General features: G+C 68.4%; 16 protein-coding genes. 8 read left to right on the top strand and 8 right to left on the bottom strand.

The window, feature by feature from the left end; genetic code table 11:
- Positions 1–141: 141 nt before the first annotated feature.
- Positions 142–849, bottom strand: coding sequence for a FadR/GntR family transcriptional regulator (locus ACWCIA_RS13745; RefSeq protein ID WP_454164096.1), 708 nt, complete (start codon positions 847–849; stop codon positions 142–144).
- A 256-nt stretch (positions 850–1105) separates the two neighbouring features.
- Between ACWCIA_RS13745 and garD the strand changes: the two genes are divergently transcribed.
- From garD to ACWCIA_RS13730, 3 genes are all read left to right on the top strand, one after another.
- Positions 1106–2623, top strand: coding sequence for a galactarate dehydratase (gene garD, locus ACWCIA_RS13740; RefSeq protein ID WP_454164141.1), 1518 nt, complete (start codon positions 1106–1108; stop codon positions 2621–2623).
- Between the two features lie 186 nt (positions 2624–2809).
- Positions 2810–4261 carry an MFS transporter gene (locus ACWCIA_RS13735; protein WP_454164094.1) on the top strand — a complete coding sequence of 484 codons (1452 nt, stop codon included), beginning with the start codon at positions 2810–2812 and terminating at the stop codon, positions 4259–4261.
- 5 nt (positions 4262–4266) lie between these two features.
- On the top strand, positions 4267–5145 hold the full coding sequence (locus ACWCIA_RS13730) for an SMP-30/gluconolactonase/LRE family protein (protein WP_454164140.1): 879 nt from the start codon (positions 4267–4269) through the stop codon (positions 5143–5145).
- A 65-nt stretch (positions 5146–5210) separates the two neighbouring features.
- On the opposite strand, the gene ACWCIA_RS13725 is transcribed toward ACWCIA_RS13730, so the two are convergent.
- Positions 5211–5402: a hypothetical protein gene (locus ACWCIA_RS13725; RefSeq protein ID WP_454164092.1), complete on the bottom strand. Its 192-nt coding sequence runs from the start codon at positions 5400–5402 to the stop codon at positions 5211–5213.
- 43 nt (positions 5403–5445) lie between these two features.
- Positions 5446–5652: a hypothetical protein gene (locus tag ACWCIA_RS13720; protein ID WP_454164090.1), complete on the bottom strand. Its 207-nt coding sequence runs from the start codon at positions 5650–5652 to the stop codon at positions 5446–5448.
- 330 nt (positions 5653–5982) lie between these two features.
- Between ACWCIA_RS13720 and ACWCIA_RS13715 the strand changes: the two genes are divergently transcribed.
- Positions 5983–7629 carry a hypothetical protein gene (locus ACWCIA_RS13715; protein ID WP_454164088.1) on the top strand — a complete coding sequence of 549 codons (1647 nt, stop codon included), beginning with the start codon at positions 5983–5985 and terminating at the stop codon, positions 7627–7629.
- Positions 7630–7770: 141 nt separating this feature from the next.
- Positions 7771–8004 carry a hypothetical protein gene (locus tag ACWCIA_RS13710; protein WP_454164086.1) on the top strand — a complete coding sequence of 78 codons (234 nt, stop codon included), beginning with the start codon at positions 7771–7773 and terminating at the stop codon, positions 8002–8004.
- Positions 8005–8097: 93 nt separating this feature from the next.
- Here ACWCIA_RS13710 and ACWCIA_RS13705 read toward each other — a convergent pair whose 3' ends face one another.
- Together ACWCIA_RS13705 and ACWCIA_RS13700 are read right to left on the bottom strand one after the other, a co-directional pair.
- Positions 8098–9333, bottom strand: a complete 1236-nt coding sequence (locus tag ACWCIA_RS13705) for a DUF4861 domain-containing protein (protein ID WP_454164084.1) — start codon at positions 9331–9333, stop codon at positions 8098–8100.
- A 15-nt stretch (positions 9334–9348) separates the two neighbouring features.
- Positions 9349–10755: a glycoside hydrolase family 88/105 protein gene (locus tag ACWCIA_RS13700; protein WP_454164082.1), complete on the bottom strand. Its 1407-nt coding sequence runs from the start codon at positions 10753–10755 to the stop codon at positions 9349–9351.
- A 197-nt stretch (positions 10756–10952) separates the two neighbouring features.
- Between ACWCIA_RS13700 and ACWCIA_RS13695 the strand changes: the two genes are divergently transcribed.
- Genes ACWCIA_RS13695 through ACWCIA_RS13685 form a run of 3 tightly spaced genes read left to right on the top strand, consistent with a single transcriptional unit; the run spans position 10953 to position 13695 of the window.
- Complete coding sequence (locus tag ACWCIA_RS13695; protein WP_454164080.1) at positions 10953–11771, top strand: NAD-dependent epimerase/dehydratase family protein; 819 nt, start codon at positions 10953–10955, stop codon at positions 11769–11771.
- 17 nt (positions 11772–11788) lie between these two features.
- A complete protein-coding gene (locus ACWCIA_RS13690; protein ID WP_454164079.1) occupies positions 11789–12673 on the top strand; it encodes an aldose 1-epimerase in 885 nt (294 codons plus the stop codon).
- 14 nt (positions 12674–12687) lie between these two features.
- Entirely contained in the window at positions 12688–13695 is a 1008-nt protein-coding gene (locus tag ACWCIA_RS13685; protein WP_454164077.1) for an alpha/beta fold hydrolase, read from the top strand.
- Between the two features lie 7 nt (positions 13696–13702).
- Here the strand turns inward: ACWCIA_RS13685 and ACWCIA_RS13680 are convergent, their stop codons facing one another.
- The 3 genes from ACWCIA_RS13680 to ACWCIA_RS13670 all read right to left on the bottom strand — a co-directional run bounded on the left by ACWCIA_RS13680 (position 13703) and on the right by ACWCIA_RS13670 (position 21043).
- Positions 13703–17170 carry a pectinesterase family protein gene (locus ACWCIA_RS13680; RefSeq protein WP_454164075.1) on the bottom strand — a complete coding sequence of 1156 codons (3468 nt, stop codon included), beginning with the start codon at positions 17168–17170 and terminating at the stop codon, positions 13703–13705.
- 48 nt (positions 17171–17218) lie between these two features.
- Entirely contained in the window at positions 17219–18019 is an 801-nt protein-coding gene (locus ACWCIA_RS13675) for a rhamnogalacturonan acetylesterase (protein WP_454164073.1), read from the bottom strand.
- 186 nt (positions 18020–18205) lie between these two features.
- The gene (locus tag ACWCIA_RS13670) at positions 18206–21043 is read right to left on the bottom strand and encodes a TonB-dependent receptor plug domain-containing protein (protein WP_454164072.1); all 2838 of its coding nucleotides are present in this window, start codon (positions 21041–21043) and stop codon (positions 18206–18208) included.
- Between the last annotated feature and the right edge of the window lie 144 nt (positions 21044–21187).

Raw genomic sequence — 21187 nt, 5'->3', positions numbered from 1 at the left:
GTCCGGACACCTCGCGTGTCCGATGCCACTGCGACGAGGACCAGCCGGCAGCACTGGCCGAGGTCGCGCGTGGTCAATCACTCCGGTACGACGGTTACTTCAATCTGCTCCTGTCATCTGCGCGCTGCGTTAAGCCCGCCGCTAGCCGCGCGAGAAGGTGCGCGTGACCCGCTCCAGGTGCGCCCGCATCGCGCTGCGCGCCCCGGCCGGGTCGTGGGCGGCGATCGCGGCGAAGATGCGGCGGTGGTCCTTGAGCGTTTCCTTGCGCAGTTCTTCGGTCTGGAAGTGTTCCTTGAGGCGGTGCCAGAGGCGGCCGCGCTGTTCCCACAGGTAGGCGACGGTGCCGACCAGGGCGCTGTTGCCGGTGGCGCGCGCGATCGCCAGGTGGAATTCGCGGTCCGCCAGTTCGTTGCTGGAATAGATGTCGTGGTTGCGCTCCATCTCTTCGACGGCTTTGAGGATGGCGTCGAGGGCGCTGTCGGTGGCCATGCGCGCGGCCATCGCGCACACCTCGGCTTCGATCAGGCGGCGCGCGGCCAGCACCTCGAAGGGGCCGGGACCGGCCTCGACGGTGTCGACCGGCGCACTGGCGCACAGGTAGACGCCGGAGCCGCCGCGCACTTCGATGCGCCCGCCCAGCTCGAGGGCGATCAGGGCTTCGCGCAGAGACGCGCGGCTGACGCCCAGGCGGGCGGCCAGTTCGCGCTCGGCCGGCAGGCGCGTGCCCGGCGCCAGCTGCTCGCTGCGCACCAGGGCTTCGATGCGGTCGGCCACCACGCGATACAGGCGCGGCTCGTGCGTCGTCGTCTCATTTCCTGCATGTGGCCCAGCCGGTACACGTTTCAGCATCGCAGCGAACTCCTCATTTGGTCAGGCCATTCTAAATTGGTTTGACCAATTACGCAATGCGGACTAGCCAGATCGTTTTTTTGCTGTCATACTCGACTCCACTGAATCAAGGCCGGAGTCCCGTTGCGGCTTCGTGCCACCTTACTTTTCTTAGGGCAGGTCCAACATGCAAAGCATTCAAATCGTCCGCGGCGAAGCCAGGGCAGGCCAGGACGCCGCGGCGAGCGCAAGTTCCGGCACGCCGCGCTACATCCGCATGCACGCGGCCGACAACGTGGCGATCGTCGTCAACGATGGCGGCCTGAAGGCGGGCGCCGTCTTCGAGGACGGCCTCACCCTGCTCGACGCCGTGCCGCAAGGGCACAAGGTGGCCCTCGCGGCGATCCGCGAAGGCGCGGCCGTGACCCGCTATAACGTCACCATCGGCTACGCCGCGCGCGACATCGCCGCCGGCAACTGGGTCTCGGAAGCCAACCTGCGCATGCCGGACGCGCTGGACCTGGCCGGCCTGCCGGTCGCCACCCGCGCCGCGCCGGTCATGGAGCCGCTCGAGGGCCATACCTTCGAGGGCTACCGCAATGCCGACGGTTCGGTCGGCACCCGCAACATCCTGGCCATCACCACCACCGTGCAGTGCGTCTCCGGCGTGGTCGACCACGCGGTGCGCCGCATCAAGGAAGAGCTGCTGCCGCTGTACCCGAACGTGGACGACGTGGTGGGGCTCGAACACAGCTACGGCTGCGGCGTCGCCATCGAGGCGCCTGGCGCCGACATCCCGATCCGCACGCTGCGCAACATCAGCCAGAACCCGAATTTCGGCGGCCAGGCCATGGTCGTCAGCCTGGGCTGCGAGAAGCTGCAGCCGGCGCGCCTGTTCCCGAAGGGCTCGATCCCGATTTTGAACGGCCGCGAGCCGGCCACCGTCTGCCTGCAGGACGCCGGCCACGTGGGCTTCATGTCGATGATCGATTCGATCGTCGCCACCGCCGACGAGCAGCTGAAAGTGCTGAATGCGCGGCGCCGCGAGACTTGCCCGGCGTCAAGCCTGGTGGTCGGCGTGCAGTGCGGCGGCAGCGACGCCTTCTCGGGCGTGACCGCCAACCCGGCGGTCGGCTATGCGACCGACCTGCTGGTGCGCGCCGGCGCCACCGTCATGTTCTCGGAAGTGACCGAGGTGCGCGACGGGATCGACCAGCTGACCGCGCGCGCGGCCGACCCGGAAGTGGCCGCGGCCATGGTGCGCGAGATGGAATGGTATGACGCCTACCTGAAGCGGGGCGGGGTGGACCGCAGCGCGAACACCACGCCGGGCAACAAGGCGGGCGGGCTGTCGAACATCGTCGAAAAGGCGATGGGCTCGATCGTCAAGTCGGGATCGTCCGCGATCTCGGGCGTGCTGTCGCCGGGCGAAAAGCTGGGCAACAAAAAGGGCCTGATCTACGCCGCCACGCCGGCTTCCGACTTCATCTGCGGCACGCTGCAGGTGGCAGCCGGCATGAACCTCCACATCTTCACGACGGGTCGCGGCACGCCCTACGGGCTTGCCCCGGTCCCCGTCATCAAAGTCGCCACGCGCAACGACCTGGCACGCCGCTGGCACGACCTGATGGACGTGAACGCGGGCCGCATCGCCAGCGGCGAGGCGACGATCGAAGACGTGGGCTGGGAGCTGTTCCGCCTGATGCTCGACGTGGCGAGCGGACGCAAGACCTGGGCCGAGCACTGGAAGCTGCACAACGCGCTGACCCTGTTCAACCCGGCGCCGGTGACCTGAACACCACCCTGGCGGGAGCGGGCGCAGACCAACAAATGCTTGCTCGCTCCCGAACCGTTCTTGTACGATGACTTATGAGTTTCCAATGAAAACGCCAGGGTCCTCGTACGAGCTGCAGCATTCGCAGCACCCGTAGCACCCGTAGCATCCGTAGTACCCGATCGATAACGACAACGACGAGACACCATGCGAACCGAGACCATCAAACGACCGGCCGCAGCCGGGCAGGCCGCACAATCCCCCTCCGCCAACCCTGCCGCGACCGGAAAGATCGGCGGCTACCGCTGGACCATCTGCGCACTCCTGTTTTTCGCCACCACCGTCAACTACCTCGACCGCCAGGTCCTGAGCCTGCTGGCGCCCGAGCTGACCCGGGAATTCAACTGGTCGAACACCGACTACGCCAACATCACCGCCGCCTTCCAGTTCGTCTACGCGATCTCGATGCTGTTCGCCGGCCGCGTGGTCGACCGCCTCGGCACCAAGGCCGCCTTCGCGCTGGCCATCATCGTCTGGTCGATCGGCGCCATCATGCACGCCGGCGCGATCGGCCTGGGCAACGGCGCCAATTCGATCCTGGCCACCCTCGGCATCGCCGCGGTGCCGGTGTCCGTGATCGGCTTCATGCTCGCCCGCGCCGTGCTGGCACTGGGCGAAGCCGGCAACTTCCCGGCCGCGATCAAGGCCACCGCCGAATACTTCCCGAAGAAGGACCGGGCCTTCGCCACCGGCATCTTCAACTCGGGCGCCAACGTCGGCGCCGTGCTGGCGCCGATCAGCGTGCCGCTGATTGCCTCGATCTGGGGCTGGCAGGCGGCCTTCGTCATCATCGGCGCGATCGGCTTCGTCTGGCTCGGCCTGTGGATGGTGTTCTATGAAAAGCCGCACGAGCAGAAGCGCATGGGTGCCGCGGAGCTGGCCTACATCAGCAGCGACGACACCGCCAGCGCCGCCGCCGCCGCCGCCGAAGGCAAGCCGGCCGGCCGCGCCCTGACCTGGTTCGAGCTGCTCGGCTACCGCCAGACCTGGGCCTTCGCCTTCGGCAAATTCATGACCGACGGCGTCTGGTGGTTCTTCCTGTTCTGGCTCCCCAAATACCTGGCCGCGCAGTACGGCATGACCAGCACCGCCATCCAGTGGCCGCTCGCCATCCTGTACAGCATGACCATGATCGGCAGTATCGGCGGCGGCTGGTTCCCGACCTATTTCATCAACAAGGGCCATTCGCCGTACGACGGCCGCATGAAGGCCATGCTCCTGATCGCCCTGTGCCCGCTGGTGGTGCTGCTGTCGCAACCCTTCGGCTACATCAGCTTCTGGGTGCCGGTGATCCTGATCGGCGTCGGCGCCGCGGCCCACCAGGCCTGGTCGGCCAACCTGTTCACGACCGTGTCGGACATGTTCCCGAAACGCTCGGTCGGCTCGGTGGTCGGCATCGGCGGCCTGGCCGGCGGCATCGGCGGCGTGCTGGTCACCAAGGTCGGCGGCTGGCTGTTCGACCATTACGGCGCGCTGGGCCAGATCCAGACCGGCTACACCATCATGTTCGCGTTCTGCGCCGTGGCCTACCTGATCGCCTGGGCCGTGATGAAGACCCTGGTGCCGCGCTACAGCGAAATCCGCGAGCCGCAGGCATGACCGGCATGCACCTGGAACGCGTCGGCAAAGGGCGCAGCCTCGTCGGCGAGTGCCCGGTATGGAACGCGGCGCAGGGCGCCTGGTACTGGGTCGACATCGTCGCCAGGACCATCTGGCGCCTGGACGCGGGCGGCGCGCTGTCGAGCTGGACGGCGGACGAGATGGTCGCCTGCATCGCCCCGGCGCGCGACGGCAGCCTCGTCGCCGGGATGGAGACGGGCATCTTCCGCCTCCGCCTGGGCGCGGACGGCGAGGTGGCGCAGGAGCGGCTGGCGGCGCCGGCCGCGCTGGGCGAGGGCATGCGCTTCAACGATGGCCGCTGCGACCGCCAGGGACGCTTCTGGAGCGGCACCATGTTCATGGACATGGCGGCCAGGCGCGCGGTCGGCCAGCTGTACCGGTACTCCAACGACGAGGGCCTGTCCGAGCCCGTGGTCTCCGGCCTCTTGACGCAGAACGGCCTGGCCTTCTCGCCCGACGGGCGCACCATGTACCTGTCGGACTCGCATCCGGACAGCCAGCAGGTGTGGGCCTTCGATTACGACATCGCCACCGGCACCCCGTCGAACCGGCGCTCCTTCGTCGACATGCGCGGCTATCCGGGGCGCCCGGACGGCGCGGCGGTCGATGCCGACGGCTGCTACTGGACCTGCGGGAACGACGAGGGCTGCCTCCTGCGCTTCACCCCGCAAGGCGAGCTGGATCGCAAGATCGAGCTGCCGATGGCCAAGCCCTCGATGTGCAGCTTCGGCGGGCCGGACCTGGACACCTTGCTGGTGACCTCGATCAGCGCCGGGCAGGATCCGCTCGATCCCTGGGCCGGCGCGACCATCCTGCTGCGCCCCGGGGTGCAGGGCGTGGCGGAGACGCCGTTCGGCGGATAAGCCGCAATCGACATGGTGCGTACCCGGAACGCCGGCGCGAGCCGGCGTTCTTGCATCCTGCCGCGTCAGCCCGGGCGCGGCGCCGCGGCGTCGGGTTCGTCGTCATGCAGGTCGAACACCGAGCCCTGGCCATGTTCTTCCTCGAGCTTGCGCCGCGCCTGTTCCAGGCTGTCGGCGAAGACGGTGACCCGCTTGCCGGCGACGCCCGGTTCGGGCTTCCAGACCAGGGCCTTGTAGGTTCTTTTCCTTGTTTGCATATCCAGCGTCCTCGGTACCCGCGGGCGTCGCAGGCAGGCCCGGTCAACGGCGCAGCGCCCGCACGAGCAGGCAGGCGGCCGCTGCCAGGGAGGCCACTACCACGGCCAGCGCCGCCCAGCCTTCGTGCTCGTGGATCAGGTGGGGCATGCCGGTCTCGCCGGCGGAGGCGGGCGCCCCGGCCAGGACGGAGGCAAGGATGGCAAGGAGCAGTGCAGCAATGGGTGCCAGGCGGCGCAGCAACAGGGTCATGGCGATTCCTCGGTCGGTTGAAAGCTGGGGGAAGAGGCTGCGCCGGGCAGGCATGAGCAGGCGTAAGGGCAGCTTCGTTCGTTAGGCTTCCATGATCAGCAAGAAGCATGCCTCGTACGCACGCCGGAACAGGGTGGCTCAGGGGCGCAAAGCCGCACCGTCGCGGTGCAGGCAGGCCTGCCCATGCCTTCCGGTGGCGCAGGACGCGTGCGAAAGGGGCATGCCGGCCCGGCCTGGCATGCAGCGTACAAAATACAAATAAGTACACTTTCGGCAGCGCGGCAGATGGTAGAGTTCGTTCCCCTACTTGTTCATGCGCGGAGCACTCCCATGAAGTTGTCTCTGGCCAGCGTGCTGCTGGCGCTCGCGCCGGCCTGCCTGGCCCAGGATGCGGCGCCGGCATCAACCCTTGCGACGATCACCATGCGCGACCCGGCCGCCCTCGAGGTCAGCTACCGGATCGCCCCCTCCTGTCCTGCGCTGGCGTTTCGGAACGACGGATTCCATCCGGGCGTCGCCGCCAGCCTGCGCAAGGACTGGGCTGCGGCCGACGCGTGCACCGAATTCGACGGCAAGGAGGTCCGCCGCAAGCATCCTTCGTGCAGCACCCTGCGCCTGCGCGTTCCCGCGACCACCCGCAGCGCGGACCGCGTCTATCCCTGGGCTTACCCGGTCGAGCGCGGCCTGTACGTGCATACGAGCGCCTATGCGCCCACGGACGCCTGCGGCCCGGTCGAATGGGAATTCGTCGTGCCGGACGGGACGGTCGTGATCGACGGCAGGACGGCGTCGCAGCGTGCCGCGCGCAGTGCGGCCGACGGAGGCGGCGAACATATGCCGACCGTGCTGATACGGCAGCGCTTCGCTTCGGGGGCGGTGCCGCGCGTGTACGCCAGCAGCGAATTCGCTCCGGCGACGCAGGCGTCGCTCGCCGCCAAGGTGGGGAGCATCGAGTCCGAGCTCAGGCTGATGCTGCCGGGCCTCGCCATCACGGTGCCCTTCATCGTCGCTTCGCCGTCGGAGCCCGGTACCTACTGGGGCGATGTGGCGAACCGCACCGTCATGCGCCTGAGCTTCCCGCCGGCGGTCGGCCCCGAGCAGGAACAACTCCTGCACTCGTTCGTGGCGCACGAGATGGCCCACATCACGCAGCCCGCGGACTGGAACGACAGCTGGAAGGAAGACAGCGCGACCATCGGCGAAGGGGGCGCCGAGTTCCTGCGCGTCGTCGCAGCCACGCGGCTGGGCTGGTTCGATCGGGTGCGCTTGCAGGGCGAACTCGAACAGGCCGTGAACGGCTGCCTGCTCGCGGCCAACGGCAAGCCGTGGAAGGCGATGCGCAACAGGAACTGGGGCACGAACCCCTACCAGTGCGGCCTGACTTTTCACCTGCTCGGCCTCGCGGGCGGCCAGGCGCCGCAGCCGGCCCTGCTGCGCCTGCGGGATTACTACGCCCGGGCCAAGGGAGGGCTCCCTACCGATTTTGCACGCGCGGTCGAATGCGGCGCCGCGGCAGGCTGCGATCCGCGCTGGTTGCCGCGCCTGGCCGGCGAGGAAACCCTCGACGATGTCCTGCTCGATTACACGCGCCACCCCGGCGCCGTGCTGCGCCCGACCGAGGACATCGCCCCGGTCCTGGTCAAGCCCATCGCCTTCTGGCATCTTGGCCTGCTGATGAGTGGCGACTGCAAAGGAAGCATCAGCATGTATCACGAAGCCGCGGCGGCCCGGATTGCCGAGGGACCGGCTTGCGGCGTGCTGCGTCCGGGCATGGTGGTGGTCGGCGCGGAAGGGCTGCCGCTGTTCGAAGGCAGTGCGGCGGTCAAAGCGTCGATCCAGGCTTGCGCGACAACCGGTAAAACGGTGCTGGGACTGCGCGATGGGCGCAGTATCGCGCTCGCTTGCGACGCCACGGTGAAGCTGCCGGCGCGGCTGTACCGCGTGGACGTCGACAGGGCGCTTGCGCTGGCGAGATAAGCCCGGCGCAAGCCGCCAGCCAGCGGCTCCAATGCACGCCGTGAAAAATACAAATCGATACACTTTCGGTAGCGTATCAGGTGGTAGAGTTTGTCATCGTGGATGCCGCGTGCGTATCCCGACTACCCATCTGGAGGCTCAATGAAAGTACTTTGTCTGCTGGCAGTCATCGTCGCGTCCATCGCCGGGTGCGCGAGCACGTCGGCGCCACCGACGACCGCGAAGCGGGAACGCGTGTCGGATGACCAGATCACCGTCGGCAGCAGGATCCCGCGCAAGCGCGCGGACCAGGGCGTCGCCCCGGTCAGCCAGGTCGACAAGCAGGCGCTCGAGAACGAGCGAACCATGAGCTCGGCCGTCATGAACGGTCAATAAGCCCCGGGCCCGTACCGGGCAGCGGCGAACGTCAATGCAAAACGCCGGCAAGCCGGCGTTTTTGCCTCGAGCAGGCCATGTGGCGGCTGCGGGTCAGCGCGCTCCCAGGCTCACCCGCACCGGGCTCTTCGCGCGCGCCGCGGCCTGCGCCACGTAGGCGGTCCAGGCCTGCTGCGAGGTGATATGCCCGGCCCGGTCCCAGGCCGCGCCCGCGTAGTAGCGCAGCGGCTTGCCCGACTCGACCTTCGCCAGTACCAGGTGGTTCAGCGCATCCTCGGCGAAGCCGCTGGCCGAAGGCAGCACCACCGCCGTTCCCATCGCGCCGTTGGTGGCCTGCTGCACCCACTGCAGCAGCGAGGGATCGCGCTCGTTCTTCGCCACCGCGATGGTCGGATCCTGCTTCTTGTCCGAGGGCGTCTTGTTCAGGCCGACGGCGACCGTGATCTCGCGCGGGCCGCTGAAGGTGAAGGTGCTGTCGATCTGGTCGAGCTGGTGGCCGGCGTCGACCGTGAAGCGCTTGACCTCGGTGACCTGCGTGCCGCCCGCGTCCCAGCCTTCGTAGGTCAGCTCGAACACGGCGCGCACCGGGCCATTCGCCAGCACCTTCCACGTCTTGTAATTGGTGCTGGTGAAAAGGGCCGTGCCGTTCCACACGCCGGTGCCGCCGCAACCGCGCGACTTGCCGACGTTGTACATGTCCATGCCTTCGCCCTCGTCCTTGTGGTAGTGGTCGTGGCCTTTGTTGTACCAGCGGTCGACGATCGGATAGTCGACGCGCTTGAACCAGATATCGAGGCCGCTGGTCACCAGCACTTCCTTGCCGCTGCCCGGCTGCGCCGGCGCCGCCAGGGCGGGGCCGTAGGTGCGGTGCGCAACGCGGTCGTTTTCCCAGGCGAAGTCGTCGAGCCGCTCCTGGACGTAGCGGGCGGAGACCCTGGCCGGGAAGACCGGCGCCAGGGTCTCGCTCTTTTCGACCGTGAAGCTGGCCGTCTTTTCGCCGGCCGCGAAGTTGTGCTGGAAAATCAGCTCGCCATAGGCGGCGCCGACGTTGTTCGGATCCTTCGCCTGCGGCGCCACGTTCGTGACCTGGTGCGGCAGCACGCGGCCCTTGCCGTCCTTGACGACGATGCGCTGGATCAGGGCGCCGGGCAGGGCGCGATTCACTTCAGTCCAGGGAATCGTGATCGTTTCCGACGGGCGCGCCAGGTCGAGGTCGTGGCTGACCGTGATTGTCAGGCGCTCGGCGGCGAGTGCCGGGTTGGCCAATACAGTGGCCAGGGCGGGCACCAGCAGCGCCCCGAGGGTACAACGAAGCAAGGTGGATGGCATGCGGGTCTCCATGGATCAGTGGTGTTCGCGGTAGTTGGTCTGGCCGCCCTTGGGCACGAAATGGTAGGTGCGCACGCGGTGTTCGATGTTGAAGGCCGGGTTCTTGACCAGCTTGATGATCTCGGCGCCGGCCAGCAGCGTCGGGCCGTAGCCGTGCAGCGCGTCGACGCTGGTCGGGCGGTTGTAGTAGTAGACCTGGTCGCTGGCGAAGGTGGTGCCGACGCAGGTGCCTTCGACCTGGCCCTTGTCGTTGATCTTGGTCGACAGCCCGGCCCAGCCGGCCAGCGCGATCGAACCGTAGGTGGTCGGGCTGATCCAGCCCTCGTTGACGGCGTGCGCGAACACATAGGTGAACATGGCGCTGGCCGAGGTCTCGAGGTAGGAGTCGTTCCGGTCCAGCATCTGGTGCCACAGGCCGCTGCCCGATTGCAGCTGTGCGATACCCTTCAAGGTCCTGCGCAGCTGTTCCAGCACCTTCGGGTAGCCCGGATGGTCCTTGGGCAGCACGTCGAGCAGGTCCGACATCGTCAGCACGGCCCAGCCGTTGGCGCGGCCCCAGTAGAACTGCGGCGCGTCCGGGTGGTTGGCGTTCCAGCCGTGGGTGTAGATGTTCAGCTGCGGATTGAACATGTAGGCCGACATCTGCAGCACGTTCTTCACCGCGTCGTCATAGTAGGCGCGCTCGCCCGTCATGCGGCCCAGTTCCGCCAGCGCCGGCACGCCCATGTACATGTCGTCGGCCCACAGCGACACCGCCTGCGGCCGTTCGCGCGCCAGGGTGCCGTCCTTCAGGCGGAACTGCTGCTGCGAGACCCATTTGCCGCAGACGGCGATCTGCTTCGAGAGATCGGGGCCGACCTTGACGGCGCGGGCGCGCATCATCGCCGCGCACATCGAGCCGGCGTCGTCCAGCGAGCGCGGGTCGATGAAGCGCGAGAAGGCGTTCGCGCGTTCGAGCTTGAAGCGTTCTTCCTGGGCGCGGAAGTAGGGCAGCCGGTCGGCGAAGAACTGGAAGTGGCGCGCCGTCATGTCGAGGAAGCGCTTGTCGCCGGTGACCTGGGCGGCCTTGAGCATGCCGGCGTGGACCACGCCCATCTCGTAGACCTGGATGCCGAAGTCGGCCTCGCCTTCGCGCACGACCGCATCCTTGAGCGGCGTGCGGAAGTCCGTCACCGGCGCGCCGCTCGACTTCTGCACCACGACGGTCGGGGTCTGGGCATCCATGTAGCCGCGGATGCGGTGCAGGGCGGCCGTGATCTCGGCTTCGACCGGCTTCTTGTAGGGCACGGGGTAGGTGCCTTCTCCCGCGTCCTTCAGGGCGTTCTTGTTGTCGGGATTGCGGTAGGGACCGTCGGCGAGGGCGTCGCCATTGAACACGGCGAGGGCGAAGAGGGTGGCAAGCAGCTTGGTCGGCAGGTTCACGGATGTCTCGTCAGTAGTTTTAGTGGAAACTCGGTGGAACGACCCGGGCCAGGGCCTGGCGGCGCCGGATTGTTAATTTGGTCAGGCCATTCTAATGTGGTCTGACCGCATGTGCAAGGCGGACTAGCCGCTTAATGTTTTTTCATGGCATACTGCCAGCAGAGACAGCATTTCTTCGAACCCAAAGGAAAACCGGCATGACACAAGCACCCTCCAAACCATTCAAGCGTATCCTGCTGACCGGCGCCGCAGGCGGCCTGGGACGCATCCTGCGCGAGCGCATCAAGCCCTGGGCCGAGGTCGTGCGCCTGTCCGACCTGGCCGACATGGGCGAGGCCGGCCCGAACGAGGAAATCGTGCGCTGCGACCTGGCCGACAAGGCCGCGGTGCTGGCGCTGATGGAGGGCGTGGACGCGGTGCTCCACTTCGGCGGCATCTCGACCGAAGCGCCCTTCGAGGACATCATGCAGGCCAACATCCTGGGCGTCGCCAACCTGTACGAGGCGATCCAGAAGCACGGCGTGAAGCGCGTGATCTTCGCCAGCTCGAACCACGCGATCGGCTACTACAAGACCACCGAGATGCTCGATGCCAGCATGCCGGCCCGCGCCGACAGCATGTACGGCATCAGCAAGTGCTTCGGCGAGACCATGTCGCGCTACTACTACGACCGCTTCGGCGTCGAGACCGTCTGCATCCGCATCGGATCGAGCTTCCCCGAGCCGGCCAACAAGCGCATGATGAGCACCTGGTTCAGCTACGACGACCTGACGGAGATGCTGCGCTGCTCGCTGTTCGCCCCGCGCGTCGGCCACACCATCGTCTTCGGCATGTCGGATAACGCCAGCGTCTGGTGGGACAACCGCCACGCGCGCCACCTCGGCTACCAGGCCAAGGACAGCTCGGCGCAATTCGCCTCCAAGTTCCCGGACACCGCCGCGTTCCCGGACAAGGACGACGTCACGACGATCTTCCAGGGCGGGAAATTCCTGCTCGACGGTCCGATGTACCGCTGAGCGCCCGGGAGACCATCATGCAGGTGATTTCCCTGCATTGCGGCGCCCTGCGTGCGCAGGTGCTGCCCGAGGCCGCCGGCGGGCTCGCGCGCTTCGACCTGGAGCGCGGGGGCGCCGTGCACCCGCTGCTGCGCCCTTACGTCCATATGGAAGGCGCGCCCAGGCCGACGACCTCGCAGCTGGCATGCTTCCCGCTGGTGCCCTGGTCGAACCGCATCCACCCCGACGGCTTCGTGTTCGGCGGGCGGGCAGTCACGCCGGCGCCGAACCGGCCGGGCGAGCCGTGCGCCATCCACGGCGACGGCTGGCAGCATCCGTGGCGCGTCGGTGCGCAGTCGGGCAACGGCGTCAGCCTGACGCTCGACCGCCGCGACGGCGCGCCTTTTTCCTATGTGGCGCAGCTGCGCTACATGCTGACCGAAGCGGCGCTGAACGTCACGCTCGAAGTCACCAATACCGGCCTGGCGCCGCTGCCCTTCGGTCTCGGCCTGCACCCCTGGTTCGCGCGCCGCGCGGGCGTGACGCTGCGCGCGCGCTCGACCGGCACCTGGACCCGCGGGCCGCTCGGCCTGCCCGGGGACGAGATCGCGCTGCCGCCGGAGTGGAACTTCGCCACGCCACAGGCGCTGCCGCAAGGGCATGTGGACCATGTGTTCTGCGGCTGGGACGGGCAGGCGGAGATCCGCTGGCCGGATGCGGACGTGCAGCTGTCCGTGCAGGCGGACATGGGCTACTACATCCTGTACGCACCGAGCGGCGCGGACTTCTTCTGCTTCGAGCCGGTCGACCACGCGATCAATGCCCACAATTTGCCGGGAGGGGCGTTGCGCCACGGCCTGACCAGCCTGGCGCCGGGCCGCACGCTGGCGCGCCGCGTCAGTTTCCGGATCGAAGGACAGTAAAGGAGCCGCGCCCCATGAAAGCACCATCGTCGACCCTGTTCGCCGGCCTGCTTGGCGGCTGCGCCCTGGCCGGCTGCGCGGTTCCGGCCTCCATACCCGCGACTGCCTCCGCACCCGCTGCGGACAGCTATACCGCCGAGACCACGCTTCGCAAGCTGCAGCCGAAGTACCCCTTCATCCGGGTCGCCGGCACGCAGGTGCCGGCCTCGGTCGAGGCGCACCGCGACATCGTCTACACCCACGCCGGCGGACGGCCGCTGCAGCTCGATCTCTACCTGCCGGCGGCGCGTCACGGCAAGCCGGTGCCGGGTGTCGTGTTCGTCCACGGAGGCGGCTGGCGCAGCGGCGTGCGCGCCAATTTCGCGCCGATGGCGATCCGCATGGCCCAGCGCGGCTACGCGGCCGCCACCGTCAGCTACCGGCTCTCGCCCGAGGCGCCGTATCCGGCGGCCATCCACGATGTGAAAGCGGCCGTGCGCTGGATGCGCACGCAGTCCGCACGCTACGGCATCGACCCCGCGCGCATCGCGGTCGGCGGCGGCTCGGCCGGCGGGCAGATCGCCAGCCTGGCCGGCGTCACCTCCGGCCTGCCTGCCTTCGATCCGGGGCAGGGGCCTGGTGCGGTGCCCGCCGCCGTCCAGGCTATCGTGAACATCGACGGGCTGTCCGACTTCACCTCGGAGGCGGCGCGCAAGTACGAAGACGATCCTGCCAAACAGCCCTCGTCGGCCGGCGCCTGGTTCGGCGGCCGCTATGCCGAGAAAGCTGCGCTGTGGCGCGAGGCGTCGCCGACCTTTTACGTCAGTGCGAACACGCCGCCCATCCTTTTCATCGGCAGCGGCCAGGCCCGCTTTGCGGTCGGGCGCGAAGAAATGATCGCGAAGATGGACGCCGCCGGCGTGGCGAGCCGGGTCGTGCTGTTCCCGGAGACGCCGCACAGCTTCTGGCTGTTCGATCCCTGGGTGGAGCCGACGGTGGAGGCGACGGTGCGGTTCCTCGACGAGCACATGCCGGCGAAGTAGCCTACGATCACGGCACCGGGTCCCACCCGCTCCCGCCGCCAAACCCCTTGAACACCGCCGCGCGGCTGCCGAAGCGCTGGCGCACTTCGTCCGCGCTCAGCTGATAGCCGCCCGCGCGGCGCGACAGGTCGAGCGGCTTGCCCGCGAGGTCCATCGAGCCGGCTTCGCGCCAGCCGTGGGAGGCGTCGGCCAGGGCCGGATTCGGCGCCGGCTCCCTGTGCACGCCCGCGCCGGCCCAGCCGATGGGCGCCACGTGTTCGCCCATGCGGCAGTTGATGTAGGCGACGTTGTCCCAGGTCGATGCGGTGCCGGGGCTGCGCGCCAGATAGGTCGTCCCCGGCGGGACGACGTTGCCCTTGGGCCCCGCGCCATGGGTCAGCGCGCTGTTGAGGAACACGAAGCCCGGGTCGGCGGCGCTCACCGTGCGCGCCTGCACCACGTAGCCGCCCGAGCCCGGGTTGCCGCTGTCGCCCACCGAGCGCAGCTCGCTCTCCTCGAACAGGGCGGCGCGGTTGGCGCCCCAGATAAAGTCCACGTTCCCCTCGATCAGGGTGCGCCAGAACCAGGCATAGCCCTTCACCTGGATCGTGTCCTGCTCGCTGAAGAAGCTGGCGTTCTTCGCGACCAGCCGGCCCTCGCTGTTGAAATACACGGTCTCGGCCTGGCCCGAGCGGGTGTTCGCGCGCAATGTCGTGTTGCGCAGCGTGAGGTTTTCCAGGGTGAGGAGGTCGGTTTCCTCGATCATGAACAGCGAGCGGCCGCCGGAGAAGGAGGGCGAATGCGCGCCCTGGCTGGTGCCCGAACCCGGGTTCAGGCCGTCGTTGTTAAGAGCGTGGATGAGGACGCCGTCGCGGCTCTCGCCCCGGATCGTGAGCTTGTCCTTGCCGATGGCGAACAGCAGTTCCTCGTAGCGCCCGTTGCGCACGTCGATGGTGACCGGCGCGGCCTTGGGGTAGGCGGCCATGGCGTGATTCAGCGCGCCCTGGACGGTGCGGAAGTCGGCCGGGCCGTCGTCGTCCACCGTGAGCGTCGGCTTGTCCGTTGGCGCGGGCGCGGTGCGGAAAGTCCAGCCGGCCGCCTTGCCGATTCCTTTGAACGGGGTGCCTGCCACGCTGCCTGTAAGGACGCCGTCGCCGACCAGCACGTAATACGCCGTGTCGTGGGCCAGCGCGCCTGCGCGCGGCCTGATCACGGCGGTGTTGCCGTCTACCGTGATAGCGCGGGTGCGGACGTGGCGCGAGCGTGCCTGGCCCGGATAACCGATGGCGCGCACTTCCTCGCCGTTGCGGATGATGTCGACCAGCGCATCGTCCGACTGGCGGTAGATGCGCACCGAACCCGCGTTGCCGGGCACCGGGGGCTGGTCGAAGGCGATGCGCAGGAGGGTGTCGGCGGGCACCTGCGCCGCTTGCGGGGCCGGCAGGACGATGCCTGCAGCCGGCAGGGCGGCTGTCGAAGCCGAGAACGGCGCGCCGATGGTGGCGACGATGGTGCTTTGCAGCGCCGGGTCGTCGACCCCGGACAGCAGGATCTCGGCTGCGCCGGGCGACTTCGGCACGATCGTGATGGCGCCCGCGGCCACGCTCACACTCGCGACCGCCGGGTTGCTCGACTGCGCGCGGAAGGCCAAACGCGTCGCGCCGTCGCTGCCGATGGCGCTGATCGGCAGGAGCCGGGGCGGATCGCCGGCCTGGGCGTCGACATGCGGGCCCGCCAGGGCAGGCGCCAGGCGCGGCGGCTGCACGCCGGGCTGGCCCGCACGCAGGTCGTCGAGCTCGAAGGCGCCCTGGCTGTACAGGCCGACGCGGGCGCGCGCGGCAACGAAGGCCGGCTGGGGCGCGGTCGTGATCTTTTCGCCGTCGAGGTAGACCGCGAGCATGCCGGGCGCCATCTCGAGGCGCAGCATCGCCAGCCGGCCAGCCGGCAGGCGGGCACGGGGAACGTTCTTCAGGCGGGTCAGGACACCGTCCTGCATCGTGACGAGCTGGATATGCACCGTGTCGCCGGCGGCGGACAGGTCGAAGCCGGCGCCGACCCAGTTGCGCGCGTCCACATAGCGGCCGAGCAGGTAGAACTGGCGCGCAGCAGCGGACGAGCCGGCCGGGCGCACGCGCGCCTCGACGAACGCCCGGGCAGGGTCGAGCGCGTTCAGGCGCGGGTTGTTCGAGGCAGCCAGCGCAGTAGCCGTGCCGCCCAGGTGCAGCATGCCCTTGCGGATTGCCGGGGCCGCGCCGCCCGTGACGCGCTCCCACTCCTTGCCATTGGCGCGCGCGAAGCCGTCGCAGAACGCGAAATCGGCCGTCGGGCAGCCGGGCGCCGCCTTGCGCTCGGCGAGCTTGCCGGCGCCGGCGTTGGCCAGCACGTGCTCGCGCACGGCGTCGGCCGGACGCGGCGTGAACGGGTAAGGCACGGTCCAGGCCGGGGTGGGGGCCACGCCGCAGGGCGCGAGCGGGCGGCCGTTCAGGAGCGAACCGCTGTCGGTGAAGACGCCGGCGTCCGGCCCATCGGCCTCGAAGGACCGCACGGCATCGGTACATGCGCGGGCGCCTGCGATCTCGAAGGCGTTCGCGTGCGAGACGATGCGCGCCTGCATCGCCACCCCGACGCCATATTCGTGTTTGTAGGCAGGATGCTTGCGGTCGCCGACATGGTAGTTGTTGAACAGGTGGACCTGGCCGAAGCGCACCCGCGGCGCGCGGCTGGCGACGTTCTCGAACAGGTTGTTGCTGAAGGTGACGCGCAAGTGGCCGCTGTCCCCGAGCGCCTTGTCGCTCGAGCCGACCAGCGTGTTCTTCTGGTGCAGGGCGAAGCGGTTGTACGAAACGGTGACGAAATCCGACCCGCCGCTGATGTCGAGGGCGCCGTCGTGGCACTGTTTCAGCTTGCCGTTTTCGACCGGGAGCCTGTCGTCGGTGAACGGCGCGTCGGTGAAGCTGTTGTGGTCGATCCAGACGTGGTCGGAGCTGGAGATCGAGATAGCGTCGAAATCGGCGTTCCAGTTGCCCTTGGGGCCGTCGTTCGGGTCCCAGGTGGGGGCGACGTCGCAGGGATTGCGCAGGTTCAGGTTGCGGATGATGACTTGCGAGGCTTTCGAGACCTGCAGGTGGGCGTTGATGAAGCCCGCGTTCGCGCCCACGCCGATCAGGGTGGTGTTGCTGCGCAGGCGCACCAGGCCGCGCCTTGCCTGGTCCTTCGCGTCGGTGTAGGGCCTCCCTTCGCTCATGTCGACGATGCCCTCGACCTGGACGATCCGGCTAACGCCGTGCTCGAGGGCGCTGCGCAGCTGTGCCGGGGTGCGGACGGTGAGGGTGTCGGCGGGGCCGGCGCCGCCGCCGCCGCGGGTGCCGCCGGCCTGCGCGGCCCAGCCGTCGAGCGGCGCTTCCTGGCGTGCCAGGGTAGCCTGCGCAGGGGCAGCGAAGGAGGCGGTGCCGGACAGGGAAGCCAGCAGGACCAGGATAATCGGGGTGTGCTTCATGGGCGCTTGGGGCGGTTGCGGCGCGCCGACCCGGCGTGCCGGGAGGGGTTACGGGCGGGACGCGGCCTGCATCGGCGACGTGGCGAAGCTGGGCCCGAGTTCCGGGAACAGGCGCTGGAGTTCGTCCGCGACCATGCTTGAGAAGAGGGCCGCGCCTTTCGCGCCCAGATGGGTGCGGTCGAAGGCGCTTTTCGGCGTGCCCTGCGGTTCGCTGCCCGCTGCTGGCGCCGGTGCGCCGAAATTGGCCGGCCGCGGGGCCTGCGCCAGGGTGTCGGCTTCGTCCTGGCCCATTGCCTGGACCGCCGCCGCGCTGACCGCGTTCAGGTCGACCAGGGCCGCCTTGCGCTCCGCGGCGACGCGGCGGGTGGCCGCGGCCCAGGGCGCCAGGTCGTCCTTCAGGTAGTCGCCCTTGAAGGTCCGGCGGGTGAGCGGCGTCACCAGCACCGGCACGCCGCCGAGGGCCGTCGTCTCCAGGACGTAGCGCTCGATATTCTGCGGGAACTGGGTCACCAGGTCGGTCGAGCGGCCCGGTTTGCCCGGCTGGTCGTTGTGGCCGAACTGGACCAGCACGTAGGTGCGCGAGAAGGCCGCGCCGTCTTTCAGCAGCGCCTGGACTTCGTCCCAGCGCCCTTCGGCACGGAAGCTGCCGGAACTGCGGCCGCCGCGCGCCAGGTTGATGCAGCCGACCTCGGGCTTGAAGCGGGCGCACAGCGCGTCGCCGTAGCCGGATCTGGTGGCCATGGTGGAGTCGCCGACGAGGATGATGCGGGGTGGCTTGGCCGACGTGTCCGCTGCGAATGCAGCACCGGCAAGCAGCGAGAGGGACAGGAGAGCGACCGAATGCTTCATTGGGACCTCGAAAGAAGAAAGGGACGTAGGGTGGACGGCTTCGCCGTCCACGCGGTGATCGGTGCCGGCTCCGTCGTCGCGCCGGATGATCTTGCTTGAAACTATCGACGCGTAGACGGGAGACCCGTCCACCCTACGTTCTACGTGACGCCGGCGATGCGCGCCGGCGTCACGCGTACCGACGACTTAGAACGTGTAATCCGCACGCACCGTGAAGGCGCGGCCGATCGGCTTGGCGATGTTCTGCGCAAACACGACGCGCGAGGACAGGCGCTGGTTCGACAGCGGCGGATCCGTGTCGAACAGGTTGTTCACCCCGGCGCCGAGCTTGAACTTCTTCGACACCTTGTACGTGGTCGACAGGTTGTAGACGCGGTACGGGTCGATCACGTTGTAGAACGGCTGGCCCGGCTGCTGGGTCGGCAGGGCATTGGTGTCTTCGTAGCTCGACGTGTACTGCTGCGTCAGCTGGGCGAAGAACGGGCCGTAGTTCCAGTTCACGCGCGCCGTGTGCTTCCACTTGAAGATGTAGGTGTTGGCCGAGGTCGAGCCGGTGGACAGGGCGCCGATGCGGCCGACGCTGTCGACCCACGGGCTGCCGGTGTCGTTCTGGCCTTCGTAGGTGTCGGTGTAGGTGCCGTCCATCGACGCGCCGAAGCGGCCCCAGTTCTTCGTCGGCAGCGAATAGTTCAGGCTGATGTCGATGCCCTGGGTCTTCAGGCCGCCCATGTTCAGGCGGGTCTTGGTGATGTACTGCAGCGTGCCGTCCGGGTTACGCACGAACAGGTCCTGGTAGCGCGCCAGATTGTCGAAGATCGAGTCTTCGTTGATCTGGGCGATCGTGCCCTTCATGACGATCTTCCAGAAGTCGACCGTGGCATAGAAGTTCTTGACCGGCTCGACCACGAAGCCGACGGTATAGGTCTTCGACTTTTCCGGCTCCAGGTCCGGGTTGGCGCCGACCAGCGTCGTCAGGCGCGTGTTGCAGACGCGCTCTGCGTCGAGGCCCAGGCCGGCATAGCGCGAGTCGGTGGTCAGGGTGCCGGAGCCGGCCACGTTCGGCGTCGCGCTCGGGCACAGCAGCGGATCGTCCCAGCTCGAGGTCGACGGGGTCAGCGTGCGCGGCGTGCCGTACAGCTCAGGCAGGGTCGGCGCGCGGAAACCGGTGCTGACCGTACCGCGGATCATCACTTCCTTCAGCGGCTGGTAGCGGAAGCTGGCCTTCGGGTTGAAGGTCGAGCCGAAATCGCTGAAATGGTCGCCGCGGACGGCGAAGTTCAGGTTCAGCTCTTTGGTGACCGGGGCGTCGAGTTCGGCATACATGCCGGCGACGCGGCGCTGGCCTGTCGGGTTGGAGCCCGGCGTGCCGGAGACGCGCCAGACGACCTCGTTGGCGAGCATGTTCGTGTTTTCCTCGTAGGTCTCGCGATGCCAGTCGCCGCCGACAGCGATGCCCAGCGCGCCGCCCGGCAGGTCCATCAGGGTGCGCGACAGGTTGAAGTCGGCACCGTAGTGGCGCACGTCGGCGGTACGGTAATTCATGCCGTCGGCGGCGAGGCTCTCGAGGTAGGCGCGGCCGGCTGCGTCCTGCGCGCCGAACGGGTTCAGGGTGCCGTTGGCGACACCGGCGTACACGCCGGGGGTGCGGAAGAAGCCGCTCTTGAAGCCGACATCGCGGTGGCTGTACCCGTAGGACGCGCCGACGCGGTAATCCCAGCCCTTGAATTCGCCTTCGTCGGCGACCACCAGGCGGTGGTTGGTCTGGACGTCGTGGCCCGTCGCGACGCCCATTTCGTCCAGGCTCCAGGTCAGCGCCAGGTCTTCGCCGTTCAGGCCGGCCACGGCCGGCACGCCGCCGCTGCCGCCCGGGTACCACTTGCTGGCGCGGGTGATCATCAGCGGGCGGCGCGAAGCCGTCAGGCGGTCATAATCGGTGTTCGCGCCGAACGGCTGCGGCGCGCTGATCGCGTCGATGTAGGACTTCGACAGGTTCAGTTCCACCGTCAGCACCTTGCCGTCGCCGTGCGCCAGGCTGCCCTTGGTGAACAGGGTGACCTGCTGGTTTTCCGGCAGCAGCTGCGGGTAGAGGGTCGGATCGGTGATGCAGGTCTTGCCGCCGTTGGCGTTGGTGCGGGTCGACGGCATCGTGGTCTGGGCCAGGCCAGGGGCGACGCAACCGGCCGCGAAATACGGATTGCCGGTGATGTTGGCCGACTTGCCGTTGCGGTAGATGGTGTAGTTCGCAGGCGAGGCCGAGCCGCCCGAGGTGTTCGCCGTGAACGGCGTGCCGCCCAGCGAAGCCAGCTTGACCGGATCCCAGATGTTCGGGCGGTCCTTCTGCATCAGCGATTCGCGGCGCTGGGCGCTGAAGGCGGTGTAGACGTTCCAGCCGTCGTTCGCGAGGTCGCCCTTGCCGGCGACGATGGAAATGCGCTTCTGGTCGCCGCCGCCGGAACGTTCAGGCTGCACCGTGCTGGCGTGCAGGGTCACGTCCTTGACCGACTTCTTCGTGATGAAGTTGACCACGCCGGCGATGGCGTCGGTGCCGTACAGGGCCGAGGCGCCGTCGCGCAGCACTTCGACGCGGTCGATGGCGGCCATCGGGATGACGTCGACGTTGACCGAGCTGGCGCCCAGGGCTTCGTTCGCCAGGCGGCGGCCGTTGAGCAGGACCAGGGTGCGGTTGGTGTTCAGGCCGCGCATGTTGATCATGGTGCCGCCGCCCCCGCCGCCGACCGGCTCGTTGGTGGCGGCGACCGTCAGGGCCACGGCCACTTCGGTCATCGTGGTCAGGCCCTGGTTGGTCAGCTCTTCCGACTTGTAGGTGGTCAGGGGCAGGGCGTTTTCGCTGGCGAGGCGCTTGATCGAGGAACCGGTGACTTCGACGCGCTGCATCGGGGTTTCCTGGGCGGCGGCGCCGTTGGACAGCACCAGCATGGACGCGGCGACTGCGGCGGCGACTGCGGACAGATGGAAGCGTGGTTCTACCGGGCGTGGGCCGGCAATGTTGCGTGGGTGTTTCACTACGTGTCTCCTGCGTGTGATCGTCAAACGCGTCCAGGTGTATGCCCCGGATCGCTCGAATGGATACCTCGCGTATCCGCGCCGCCCTGACGAGAGCCCATGGCCGAGGTCAGCAACCGGTCAAATGCAAAGCGCCGCCGTCCC

This window comes from Massilia sp. SYSU DXS3249 (assembly GCF_053668055.1).
The sequence above is the reverse complement of the archived record's forward strand: the minus strand, read 5'-3'. Positions and strand labels throughout refer to the sequence as shown.